The organism is Mesorhizobium sp. M0140 (genome assembly GCF_040322475.1).
Taxonomy (GTDB): domain Bacteria; phylum Pseudomonadota; class Alphaproteobacteria; order Rhizobiales; family Rhizobiaceae; genus Mesorhizobium.
The window spans coordinates 235,964-248,404 of record NZ_JAMYTM010000005.1 but is presented as its reverse complement, the minus strand read 5'-3'; the positions used below and the strand labels follow the sequence as shown (position 1 = coordinate 248,404).

At 64.6% G+C, this 12,441-nt stretch carries 9 protein-coding genes; 3 read left to right on the top strand and 6 right to left on the bottom strand.

Translation table 11 applies throughout. From position 1 onward, the window contains the following. Window positions 1–261 precede the first annotated feature (261 nt). Window positions 262–2,985 carry a DNA mismatch repair protein MutS gene (gene mutS / locus NKJ37_RS07935; RefSeq protein ID WP_352610820.1) on the bottom strand — a complete coding sequence of 908 codons (2,724 nt, stop codon included), beginning with the start codon at window positions 2,983–2,985 and terminating at the stop codon, window positions 262–264. A 213-nt stretch (window positions 2,986–3,198) separates the two neighbouring features. Here mutS and NKJ37_RS07930 point away from each other — a divergent pair, with 213 nt between their 5' ends. Further along, complete coding sequence (locus NKJ37_RS07930; protein WP_023811643.1) at window positions 3,199–5,478, top strand: NADP-dependent malic enzyme; 2,280 nt, start codon at window positions 3,199–3,201, stop codon at window positions 5,476–5,478. A 33-nt stretch (window positions 5,479–5,511) separates the two neighbouring features. On the opposite strand, the gene NKJ37_RS07925 is transcribed toward NKJ37_RS07930, so the two are convergent. Both NKJ37_RS07925 and NKJ37_RS07920 read right to left on the bottom strand, forming a co-directional pair. Continuing rightward, window positions 5,512–6,213 carry an antitoxin Xre/MbcA/ParS-like domain-containing protein gene (locus tag NKJ37_RS07925; protein ID WP_128304819.1) on the bottom strand — a complete coding sequence of 234 codons (702 nt, stop codon included), beginning with the start codon at window positions 6,211–6,213 and terminating at the stop codon, window positions 5,512–5,514. A gap of 490 nt (window positions 6,214–6,703) precedes the next feature. Continuing rightward, window positions 6,704–7,696 carry an adenosine kinase gene (locus NKJ37_RS07920; protein ID WP_027039710.1) on the bottom strand — a complete coding sequence of 331 codons (993 nt, stop codon included), beginning with the start codon at window positions 7,694–7,696 and terminating at the stop codon, window positions 6,704–6,706. Between the two features lie 228 nt (window positions 7,697–7,924). On the opposite strand from NKJ37_RS07920, the gene NKJ37_RS07915 reads away from it, so the two are divergent. Beyond that, window positions 7,925–8,857 (top strand): DMT family transporter, encoded by a 933-nt coding sequence (locus NKJ37_RS07915; protein ID WP_352773527.1) that lies wholly within the window; start codon window positions 7,925–7,927, stop codon window positions 8,855–8,857. 89 nt (window positions 8,858–8,946) lie between these two features. After that, window positions 8,947–9,657: a sulfate transporter family protein gene (locus NKJ37_RS07910; RefSeq protein ID WP_352439728.1), complete on the top strand. Its 711-nt coding sequence runs from the start codon at window positions 8,947–8,949 to the stop codon at window positions 9,655–9,657. A gap of 9 nt (window positions 9,658–9,666) precedes the next feature. Here the strand turns inward: NKJ37_RS07910 and NKJ37_RS07905 are convergent, their stop codons facing one another. From NKJ37_RS07905 to NKJ37_RS07895, 3 genes are all read right to left on the bottom strand, one after another. After that, window positions 9,667–10,665, bottom strand: a complete 999-nt coding sequence (locus tag NKJ37_RS07905) for a proline racemase family protein (protein ID WP_352439727.1) — start codon at window positions 10,663–10,665, stop codon at window positions 9,667–9,669. Between the two features lie 14 nt (window positions 10,666–10,679). Further along, the gene (locus NKJ37_RS07900; protein ID WP_352439726.1) at window positions 10,680–11,483 is read right to left on the bottom strand and encodes an isocitrate lyase/PEP mutase family protein; all 804 of its coding nucleotides are present in this window, start codon (window positions 11,481–11,483) and stop codon (window positions 10,680–10,682) included. Between the two features lie 77 nt (window positions 11,484–11,560). Beyond that, window positions 11,561–12,415 carry a hypothetical protein gene (locus NKJ37_RS07895; RefSeq protein WP_352439725.1) on the bottom strand — a complete coding sequence of 285 codons (855 nt, stop codon included), beginning with the start codon at window positions 12,413–12,415 and terminating at the stop codon, window positions 11,561–11,563. Window positions 12,416–12,441: the final 26 nt, after the last annotated feature.

Below are 12,441 nucleotides of genomic sequence, written 5' to 3'. Positions count from 1 at the left end.
CTCCAACTTCCCATCCATCACGCTGGTGTTCCCAAATGGCATCGCGAACCTCCCGGCGCAAAGCACGCCAAACTGTTCGCGATGTTCTCGCACACCTGTTCGCGATGTCTCCGGTCCAAACAGGGGGGAGATAGGCAGCTTCCGCGCTCCGCTCTCCTTGCATGGTGATTGGCGAAAGCCAAGGTGACGTCCGATCTCCCCCCTTGCGGGGGAGATGCCCGGTAGGGCAGAGGGGGGTGCTGTCCCGCCGACCTTTACTGGCTACGCCAGTCCCTTAAGCCGGTAAAGCGCCTCCAGCGCCTCGCGCGGCGTCATCTCGTCGGGATTGATCGCGCCGAGCGCGTCGCCGAGCGCATCGTTTTTCGCCGGCTTTGGCGCTTCGCGCTTCACCGCCACCGAAAACAGCGGCAGGTCATCCACCAGCCGGTTGGTCTTGCCGGAGACTTCGCCTTCTTCGAGCTGATGCAGCACTTCCTTAGCCCGGTCGACCACCGCCTCCGGCAGGCCGGCCAGCCGCGCCACCTGCACGCCGTAGGAGCGGTCGGCGGCACCCTTGCCGACCTCGTGCAGGAAGACGACGTCGTTTTCCCATTCCTTGACCCGCATGGTGACGTTGGAGAGCCGCGCCAGCTTGCCGGCCAGCGAGGTCATTTCGTGAAAGTGAGTAGCGAAGATCGCCCGGCAGCGGTTCTTCTCGTGCAGGTATTCGACCGCCGCCCAGGCGATCGACAGGCCGTCGAAAGTGGCGGTGCCGCGGCCGATCTCGTCGAGGATCACCAGCGCGCGTTCGCCGGCCTGGTTGAGGATCGCCGCCGTCTCGACCATCTCGACCATGAAGGTCGAGCGGCCGCGCGCCAGATCGTCCGAGGCGCCGACACGCGAGAACAGCCGGTCGACGACGCCGATATGGGCCGATGTCGCCGGCACGAACGAGCCGGTCTGGGCGAGGATGGCGATCAGTGCGTTCTGCCTGAGGAACGTCGACTTGCCGCCCATATTGGGGCCGGTCAGAAGCCAGATCGCGCCATTCTTGGCGCTGCCCTCCGGCGACAGGTCGCAATCATTGGCGACGAACGGGCCTTCGCCCGAACGGCGCAAGGCCTGCTCGACCACCGGATGCCGGCCCCCCAAAATGTCGAAAGCAAGGCTCGAATCCACCACCGGCCGGCACCAGGCTTCGCTTTCCGAGAGAAGCGCAAGTGCCGCCGAGACATCGAGCACGGCCAGCGCGTCCGCACCGGCGCGGATCTTCTCCGCTTCGCCGACCGCTTCCGCCGTCAGCGCGTCGAAGGCGGCAAGCTCGATGCTGAGCGCCCGGTCGGCGGCATTGGCGATCTTGGTCTCGAGTTCGGCAAGCTCGGTCGTGGTGAAGCGCATGGCGTTTGCCATGGTCTGGCGGTGGATGAAGCGCGCCTTGGCGCCGTCGCTGCCGGTCATGATCGCGTGGTGATTGGCGGTCACCTCGATGTAGTAGCCAAGCACATTGTTGTGGCGGATCTTCAGCGAGCGGATGCCGGTCTCGTCGATCAGCGAGCGCTCCAGCCCGGCGATCACTTTGCGCGACTCATCGCGCAGCGCCCGCATCTCGTCGAGATCGGCATGGTAGCCGCCGCGCACGAAGCCGCCGTCACGCTTGAGCAGCGGCAGCTCGTCGCCGAGCGCCTGCGTCAGATGCTGCGAAAGCGCTTGGGGCAGTGCATGGATGGCGGCGAGTGCGGCCGTCAATTCCTGCGGCAGGGCGGTCGCCGCGAAAATCTCGGCGATCGCGCCTGCCGCCTCGAAGGCGGCGCGCAGCGCGCCGAGGTCGCGCGGCCCGCCCCGGTTGAGCGCCAGCCTAGACAGCGCGCGCGGCATGTCGGCGACGCTCTTCAGGCTCGACCGCACCGCCTGGCAGAGCCGGGTCTCGGAACGGAAGAACGAAACCGAGTCCAGCCTGCCGCCGATCGCCACCGGGTCGGTCAGCGGCGCCATCAGCCGGTCGGCGAGCAGCCTTGCGCCGCCGCCGGTGACCGTGCGGTCGATCGCCTTGAACAGCGAGCCTTCGCGGCTGCCCGACAGCGTGCGTAAGAGTTCGAGATTGCCGCGTGTTGCCGGGTCGATGAACAGGGTCGATCCCTGCTCCTCGCGCTCCGGCCGCGACAGCGGCGGACGCTCGGCTTTCTGCGTCTTCTCGACATAGGCGATGGCGCCCGAGATCGCCGATAGCTCGGCGCGCGAAAAGGCGCCAAAGCTATCCGGCGTCGCCACATCGAAGAAACGGGCGATGCGTCCCGTGGCCGAGGCCGAATCAAACAGCGACGGCGGTTGCGGGCTGGCGACGCGGCCGAGCACGTCGAACACCGGCTTCAGCTCCGGATCATGGAACACCGGCTCGGCGACGATCAGCTCGCGCGGATCGACGCGGAAAATGTCGGCCAAAAGCCGGTCGGCGGTGGTGTCGGTGACGCGGAAGGCGCCGGTCGAGATGTCGATCCAGGCCAGCGCAAAGGAGTGGTCCGCTCCGCCTTTCACCCGCCCCAGCGCCATCAGGAAACTCGATTCCGACGGCGCCAGCAATTTGTCCTCGGTGATGGTGCCCGGTGTCACCAGCCGCACCACGTCGCGGCGCACCACCGATTTGCCGCCGCGTTTCTTGGCCTCGGCCGGATCCTCGATCTGTTCGCAGACGGCAACGCGGAAACCCTGGCCGATCAGCTTTTGCAGATAATCGTCGGCGGCATGCACCGGCACGCCGCACATCGGAATGTCGAGCCCTTGATACTTGCCGCGTTTGGTCAGCACGATGCCCAACGCCCGGCTCGCCTTCTCGGCATCGTCGAAGAACAGCTCGTAGAAATCGCCCATGCGATAGAACAGCAGCGAATCGGGGTTCGCCGCCTTGATCTCGATGAATTGCTCGATCATCGGCGTGGCGCCGGCGTGGGCGGTCGGCACCGGCGTCATCGCCTCGGGGGCGTCTGGCTCGTTCGGGCTGTGCATGTTCATGCGCGGCACGCTAGCAGATGTGATGATGCGGTTTAATGCCAGAGCTTCGAAAAACAGGGGACGACGGGACGGCAGCTTGTCCGCAATTGCCGATGCGGACGGCGATTCCAGCGCGCTGGCGGTTTACACGCGGCGGCGCGTGGTCTTAATTCGGTCCGACACAAAGCACCCGCTTCAACGAGGTGCTGCACCGGTGAGGAAATCAAGAACATCATGGCCAGGAAAACCGAGAACAACGGTCCGTCCGTCAGTGCGCAGGAAGCGCTCGAATTCCACGCCATGGGTCGCCCCGGCAAGCTGGAGGTCGTTGCCACCAAGCCGATGGCGACGCAACGCGACCTCAGCCTCGCCTATTCGCCTGGCGTCGCGGTTCCTGTTCTGGCCATCGCCGAAGACCCCTCGCGCGCCTTCGACTACACGACGCGCGGCAATATGGTCGCCGTCATCTCCAACGGCACCGCCATTCTCGGCCTTGGCAATCTCGGCGCGCTGGCCTCCAAGCCGGTGATGGAGGGCAAGGCGGTGCTGTTCAAGCGCTTCGCCGATGTCGATTCCATCGACCTCGAGGTCGATACCGAGGACGCCGACGAGTTCATCAACTGTGTGCGTTTCCTCGGGCCCTCTTTCGGCGGCATCAATCTCGAGGACATCAAGGCGCCGGAATGCTTCATCATCGAGCAGCGCCTGCGCGAATTGATGGACATCCCGGTCTTCCATGACGACCAGCACGGCACTGCGATCATCTCGGCCGCCGGCCTGATCAACGCGCTGGAAATCACCGGCCGCGACATGAAGACCACAAAAATGGTCTGCAACGGCGCCGGTGCAGCCGGCATCGCCTGTATCGAGCTGATGAAGGCGATGGGTTTTGCGCCGGAAAACATCACTTTGTGCGACACCAAGGGCGTGGTCTTTCAAGGCCGCACCGAAGGCATGAACCAGTGGAAGTCGGCGCATGCGGTCAAGACCGAGGCGCGCAGCCTCGCCGAGGCACTCGATGGCGCCGACGTCTTCCTCGGCCTCTCCGCTAAGGGCGCGCTGACCACCGCCATGGTGCAGTCGATGGCCAAGAACCCGATCATCTTCGCCATGGCCAATCCCGATCCGGAAATCACGCCGGAGGAGGTCGCCGAGATCCGCACCGACGCCATCATGGCCACCGGTCGTTCTGATTACCCCAACCAGGTCAACAACGTGCTCGGCTTTCCCTACATCTTCCGCGGCGCGCTGGATGTCAGGGCAACCACCATCAATGACGACATGAAGATCGCCGCCGCCCAGGCGCTGGCGGCATTGGCACGCCAGGATGTGCCCGACGACGTCGCCGCCGCCTATCAGGGCAACCGGCCGAAATTCGGCCCCAACTACATCATCCCGGTGCCGTTCGACCCGCGCCTGATCTCGGCCATCCCGATTGCGGTGGCCAAGGCGGCGATGGATTCCGGCGTCGCCCGCAAGCCGATCCTCGATCTCGACCGTTATGCGCAGGAGCTGTCGGCCCGCCGCGACCCGATCGCCTCGACCCTGCAGCGCATCTACGACCGCGTGCGGCGCCAGCCCAAGCGCATCGTCTTCGCCGAGGGCGAAGAGGAGCAGGTCATGCGCGCCGCCGTCTCCTATGTGAATCAGCGGCTCGGCACCGCCATCCTGCTCGGACGCGACGACGTCATCAAGGAAAACGCCAAGCACGCCGGCATCGACCTCAACAAGCAAGGCATCGAGATCATCAATGCAAGGCTGTCGCGCCGCAACGGCATCTACACCGACTATCTCTACGAGCGCATGCAGCGCAAAGGCTTCCTGTTCCGCGACTGCCAGCGGCTGATCAACAACGACCGCAACCATTTTGCCGCCTGCATGGTGGCGCTGGGCGACGCCGACGGCATCGTGACGGGCGTCACCCGCAACTATTCGACAGCACTCGACGACATCCGCCGCGTCATCGACGCCAAGCCCGGCCATCGCGTCATCGGCGTCTCGATCGTGCTGGCGCGGGGCAAGACCGTGCTGGTCGCCGACACCGCCGTGCACGATATGCCGAACGCCGAGCAGATCGCCGACATCGCCGAGGAGGCCGCAGGCTTTGCCCGCCGCATGGGTTATGAGCCGAGGCTCGCCATGCTCGCCTATTCGACCTTCGGCCATCCGCAGGGCGAGCGCTCCGAGCGCGTCCAGGAAGCGGTGCGCATCCTCGACAAGCGCCGCGTCGACTTCGAGTATGACGGCGAAATGGCCGCCGACGTCGCCCTCAACGCCCGCGCCATGGCGCAATATCCGTTCATAAGGCTGACCGGCCCGGCCAATGTGTTGATCATGCCGGCGTTCCACTCGGCCTCGATCTCGACCAAGATGCTGCAGGAACTCGGCGGCTCCACGGTCATCGGTCCTCTGCTGGTCGGCCTGAACAAGCCGGTTCAGATCGTGTCGCTCAACGCCAAGGACAGCGACATCGTCAACATGGCGGCGATCGCGGCGTATACGGCGGGGACTTGAGGGGCGAGCCTGAGCGGTGAGGTCGCGAGGCGTTCAGCGCGGCGCGAATACGCGCGCGGCCTCAACGACCTCGTCGACCTGATCCTGCCGAAGCAGGTCGACGGGAATGCGGCCGTCGAGCTGCGCCGAGGGCCGCGTCAGCCACAGCCATGCGAGCCTTGGATTGGTGATCAGCGACAGCACGTCGCGAATGCCTGCAACCGGCCGGCCGTCGACGAACTGCGCCAGCGGGAAGACATGTTTGCGGCCGCCCTTGCGCAAGGCGATGACCTCACCCCGTCTCTGCCAACGGTGCAGGGTCGAGCGGGCGATGCGCAAATGCTCTTCCAGATAGGTCGAGCCGGCGACGCGGCCCGCCCAGTCCTCGATCAGCATCGATTCGAGATCGTCGGACTTTGGCAGCGAGGGGGGCTCGACATCGGTCAACGGGGTCATCGGCGGATTGATCACGCCGGCAATACCGGCTTCGCTGCGGCGCGCGGCTTCCGCCGCCAGCGCGCGCACGAATTTCGAGGCCAGGCCGGGCAGGTCGGCATGGATGGCGTCGATGGCGCGCTGGTGCTTCGGCGACAGCAAGGTGACGGCGGACGCTATGCTGCCGGCGATCTTGCCGACCGAGACCATGGTTGGCTTGTTGATGGCCTCATCATAGTGGGCAAGCGCGCGTTCGACCTCCTCCGCGACCATCTCCGCGAAGTCGTCCTGCCTGAGGGCCTGGATCTGAAATCTGTTCATGCATCTGTCTTCCGGGCCGCGCTCCCCTCAGCTGCGGCCGATTGTTGAATCTCTAGAGCGGAAAGCGGAAATCGCGGCGGCAATGAATCCGGCCGCCCGACAGCATGCTGTCTAGCATTTCTTGACACCCCAACTGACTGAGGGCGCACCGAAATGTCAGTCGCGGGACGCCCAGATTGCGTGTAGGTGCGATGTATGACAGCCGCGCGACGGTGAGAAGCGGACGGCCAAGCTGCCGATCTCCCCCCTCGTGGGGGAGATGCCCGGCAGGGCAGAGGGGCGCGCGAAGGATCGCTACGGAACGATGTTTTGCGCCCGCGCTCCAGGTCCTTCTGACGACGTCAACGTCGCGCAAGAATCCAGGAATTCATGCCGTCTATTTCGGGGTCGGCGGCAGTGTAAAGCCTTGAAGATGCTGGCGGGACGGTGCCCCCCTCTGGCCTGCCGGCCATCTCCCCCACGAGGGGGGAGATCGGCAGCTTGATGGCTGCTAAAGCAACCCCGCCTGCTCAGCCTCTCGGCGCAGATTCTGCCGTGGCCTGGGGCCGATCTGCTGGATCACCAGTCCGGCCGCCAGTGAGCCAAGGTCGCCGCAGGTCTGCAGGTCGCGGCCTTGCGTGTAGCCATGCAGGAAGCCCGCGGCATAGAGATCGCCGGCGCCGGTCGTGTCGACCAGTTCCTTGATGGCGGTCGCCTTGATCACCACGGTTTCGTCGCCGCGTACGATCACCGAGCCTTTTTCCGAGCGGGTGACGGCGGCGATCCGGCAATCCTTGCGGATCTGGGCCAGCGCCTCGTCGAACGACGACGTCTGGTAGAGCGACTTGATCTCGTGGCTGTTGGCAAAGACGATATCGACCGTGCCCGAGCGCATCAGGTCGAGGAATTCGTCGCGGTAGCGGTCGACGCAAAACGAATCCGACAGTGTCATGGAGACTTCGCGGCCTGCCGCGTGCGCCAGCTTCGCCGTCTGGCGGATTGCCTCCTTGGCGCGCGGCGGGTCCCACAGATACCCTTCGAAATAGGTGACCTTGGCGCCAGACGCCTTGTCGGCTTCGACATCCTCAGGGCCAAGCTCGACGCAGGCGCCGAGATAGGTGTTCATCGAGCGCTCGCCGTCGGGCGTGACGAAGATCATCGAGCGCGCCGTCGGCGGCTCACCCTTGAGCGGCGTGGTGTCGAAGGCGACGCCCTGCGCATGGATGTCGTGGGCGTAGATTTCGCCGAGCGCATCGTTGGAGACCTTGCCGAAGAAGGCGGCGCGGCCGCCGAAGCTGGCGACACCGGCCGCCGTGTTGCCGGCACTGCCGCCGGACGCCTCGATCGCCGGACCCATGCGGCTGTAGAGCAGTTCGGCGCGTTGTGTGTCGATGAGGTTCATCGCGCCCTTGATGATGCCGTTGGTCTCGAGGAATTCCTCGTCGCACTGGGCGATGATGTCGACAATGGCATTGCCGATGCAAAGCACGTCATAATCCGGCATCAAAATCTCCGCCAAAACCCGAGCCGGCTTCTTGCCACGCCGGTCCGGCGCGGGTCTAGCGATTTGAAACCGGTTTGCCTAGGGCGTGAGACGCAACTTTGGCGGAACAGGCAAAAGGCGCATCAGCCGGGAGGCGCTATGACAATTCGACCGTGGCCGAAGCATTTCGTCGCCGCACCGCCTACAAGCCTGGTTCAGCCGATCCCGTTTCGAAGGCGAGCCAGCCCCATGTCTACAAAGAAGATCTCGACAAAGAACGAGCCTGCAAAGAACGACATGACCACCGACCTGACACTGCTCGTCGTGCTGGCAGTGCTCTGGGGCGCCTCCTACACCTTCATCAAGATCGGCGTCGAAACCATCCCGCCGGTCACCTTCATAGCCGCCCGCACCCTGATCGCCGGCGGTATCCTGTTCGCCATCATCCGCTGGCGCGGGCTCGCCATGCCGGGCGATGCGGCAAGCTGGCGCCGCTTTGCCTTCCAGGCATGCCTCAACAGCGTCATACCATTCACCCTGATCGCCGCCGCCGAGCGCTCGGTCGATGCAGGCCTCGCCACCATCCTGAACGCGACCTCACCGATCTTCACCTTCCTGTTCACCGCGCTCATCACCCGCCATGAGCCGGTCACGGTGCGCAAGCTGATTGGCGTCGGCGCCGGTATAGCTGGAATATGCCTGATCATCGGAACCCAGGCGCTTGATGGCATCGGTCACCAATTGTGGGCGCAGCTTGCCATCGTCGCAGCGACAATCTGCTATGCCGGTGCGGCCATTTTCGGCCGTGGCTTCAAGGGCCTCGACCCGATGCTGCCGGCCGCCGGATCGATGCTGTGCGGCGCAATCATCCTGGTGCCGCTCAGTCTTGTGTTCGACGAGCCGTGGACGCTGGCGCCGTCGACCGCATCGATCCTGGCCTTGCTCGGCCTGTCGGTGTTTTCGACCGCACTGGCTTTCGTCATCTATTTCCGCCTCATCCACACGCTGGGCTCGGTCGGCACCACTTCGCAGGCCTATCTGCGCGTGCCGATCGGCGTCGGCATCGGCGCCGTCTTCCTCGGTGAAAGCCTTGGTTCGACGGCATGGCTGGGCATGGCGTTTGTCGTGGCTGGGGTCGCTGCCATGGCCATCCCGGTTCGCAGGCCGGCGCTTGCGCGGTAGGCGCCCGCCGCTTGTGCTGGCGACCTGCACTGCTTATCTCGGGGGCGTCCGTCTTTCGGCGGTATCCGCTAACCCTTGGTTGAAGCACGGTGATTTTCGACGCTGCCCGCACTGCGGCCCTTGAGCTGCTCTCGCCTCCGTTTCGTGCCGTGTTCCTCAAGACGCTGGGCTTGACCCTGCTGGCGCTGGTGGCGCTGTGGTTCGGTCTGACCAGCCTTGTCGAGTGGCTGGCCCTGCCATGGTTGCAGACGCTGTTGCCCGGCATGCCGTCCTGGGCCGGCTGGCTGGGCGGCATCATCGCGGCAATAGCGCTTGCCTTCGGTATGGCGTTGCTCATCGCGCCGGTAACGGCTGTTGTCGCCGGCCTGTTCCTCGACGATATCGCCGAGGTGGTCGAGCGCACCGACTATCCCGGCGATCCATCCGGCCGCGCCATGCCAGCGCTGCGCTCGCTGGTGCTATCGATGCGATTTCTCGGCGTCGTCATTCTTGGCAACATCGTCGCCCTGCTGCTTCTCTTGGTGCCGGGCGTCAACATCGCCGCCTTCTTCATCGTCAACGGCTATCTGCTCGGGCGCGAGTTCTTCGAATTCGCTGCCATGCGCTTTCGCGACGAAGAAGAGGCCAGAGCCTTGCGCAGACACTATGCCGGCACGGTGTTTCTCGCCGGCCTGCTCATCGCTGCCTTCCTCGCCGTGCCGCTGCTCAATCTGGTGACGCCGCTCTTCGCCGCCGCCATGATGGTGCATCTGCACAAGGCGATTTCGGTGCGGGAAGTGGCTCGCTCCTCACGCGGCTGAGCATTTTCGTCAGCGCAACAGGAAACCGCGTCCCAGTTCGTCGTCGGCCTCGACAATGAACTCGGCCCGCCCGGAATAGTAGGCGCGGCCGCCGACGCGGGCGATGATCGCCTCGTGCGGGCCAGCCTTCGCCGTCCGCACCACGGACCCGGAAAAACGCGAGCCGGCGATGCTCTCGAACATGCGTGTCTGCCCGATCGCGATCTCGCCCTTGGCATGCATGGCCGCCAACCGCGCGGTCACGCCGGAGCCGGTCGGCGAGCGGTCGACCTCGGCCTCGGCGAAGACGCAGATGTTCTTAGTCACCTCGCTGGAAAACGCGTCGCGGCCATCGGTCAGGATGGTGCCGTAGAGGAAGGCAAGGTCGGCATGGTCGGGATGCGACAGCGGCAATTCGGCCTTGAGCCTGTCCGTCAGCGCGGTTGCCGCATCGACGAAATCGCGCACCCGGCTTCTGCCGAATTCAAGCCCGAATTGGTGACAATCGGCCAGCGCGTAGAAGGCGCCGCCATAGGCGACGTCGAAGCCGATCGTGCCATGACCCGCCAGCTCTATCGTCTGCCCGCCGGCGAACAGGAAGGCCGGCACGCTTTCGAACGACACCGCACCGGCCTTGCCGTCCCTGACCTCGACCGAGGCGACGACCAGCCCGCACGGCGCCTCGATATTGACTGTCGTGATTGGTTCCTGTTTCGCCACCAATCCCTCATCTACGGCGTAGCGGCCGAGCGCGACGATGGCGTGGCCGCACATCGTCGAGTAACCCTCATTGTGCATGAACAGCACGGCGAGGTCGGCGCCGGGCAGGTCCGGCTCGACCAGCAAGGCGCCATACATGTCGTAATGGCCGCGCGGCTCGAACATCAGGATTTTCCTGAGATGATCGAGATGGTCGCGCACATAGGCGCGCTTTTCTAGGATCGTGCCCTTGGGAATACCGGGATAGCCGCCGGTGACGATCCTGAGCGGCTCGCCGCCTGTATGCATGTCGACGACGGTCAGCGTCATGCGATGGGCCCCGTTCAAGCTGAAGACTTGCCGAAGAGGGCCTGCAATTTGCCGAACGGCATGGCGGCGCGGGTGAAGCCGAAGGTGCCGTCCTGCTGGATCTCGCGTGCCGCCGTTTCCAGCATGCCATAGGCGAAATTGGTCAGCCACGGCCCGAGCGAGATGCGCTTGACGCCGGCCATGGCGAGGTCGGCGATGGTGAAGCCAGGCTTTGCCATGACATTGACCGGCTTGCTGACCGCCGAGCAGAGCGTGCGGATCATCTCGACGTCGCCGATGCCTGGCGCATAGAGCACGTCGGCGCCGGCCTTCTCGAACGCCTGCAGCCGCTTGATGGTATCGTCGAGGTCGGACTTGCCCCACAGGAAATTCTCGGCCCGCGCCGTGAAGACGAAATCGCGCTTCAGCGCCCGCGCCGCCTCCACCGCCGCCGCAACGCGCTCGACAGCGTGCGCGAAATCATAGATTGGCTTGTCGGGGTCGCCGGTGTGGTCTTCGATCGAGCAGCCGGCAAGACCGGCCGCTTCGGCCGCGAAGATGGTTTCGGCGGCCTGCTCGGCGCTGTCGCCCTTGCCTTTCTCGAGGTCGGCCGAGACCGGCAGGCTGGTCGCCCCCGACACCTCGCGGCAATGGTGGATCATCTGGTCGAAGGTCACCGCGCCGTCCGGCAAGCCGCGCGAAAAGGCAAAGCCGGCGCTGGTTGTCGCCAGCGCCGTGAAGCCGAACGAGCCGAGCAGCTTCGTCGTGCCGATATCCCAGGGATTGGGCATGACGAAGGTCGAGGCATGCAGGTCGCGGAAGATCTTGCCCTTGTCCATGGTAGTACCCCCATATGCGGTGTGGCTAAGTGGATTTTATCCTGCCCCATTTGGCCGGGCAAACGAATGCGGTTGGTTCAGAAGCGTTTGGCGTTCTCTCCTGCCAATTTGTCCAGCGTGTCGGAATCCTTGATGTAGCGCGATGTCTTCTTGTCCCAGTGATAGATGACGGAAATCGCGTGGGACTCTGGTCGGGGCGGAGTGTCGTCGCAGCTTTCGCCGTTGAGCACCGTGGCATCGGTCACCGTCACTTTGATGGCAGCATAGGACTTCCCCTCCGCGATGGCCTGAAAAGCTACATCCTGCTTGCGGCTGTAGGCGCACAGGTTTTCGTCGAACGTATAGATCATGTCGATCAGTTCGAATTTGTCGTCGCGGACCATGATCAGCGGCGTGATCACATAGTTCTGGCTCGAGTTGAAATGCGCGCTCATGGTGATCAGGACGTCATCGTTGGCGCTGACCGAAAGCTTGCCCGGTTCGCGGAAGTAGGTGCCGCGGTCGAGCGCGACATTGACGGCGTCGAGCAATTTTGGCTTGGCCGTGACGTCGTAGAGCGCCAGCACCGCATAGCCTTCGGCGCTGTCGGGAGAGTCACCGAGGTCGAACAGCATGGCCAGCCGGTCTTTGCCGCCGGCCTTGATCGCAAGCACCGCGGCATTGGAAAAGCCCGAAGTTTCGGGCGGCGAACCGCCGCCGTCCGGTCGCTCGATATGTCGCATCTCGATCGGTAACCCGCCCCTGTAGAAGCCGTCCTGGTCCGCGGCGAGATCTGGAATGACCATCCTCGCGAGGTCGAGATAGGTGGCATCCGTGCGGCCGGGCAAAGCACTGCCGAGTTCCGGGAAGCCGACGGCTTGCGCGCCGGCCGCAGTCCACAAAAACGGCAGCAGCGTCAAGGTAAGGAAGAAGCGGAACAGGGCGGGTTTCATGCGTGGCCTCGAATTGGCGGGGCCAA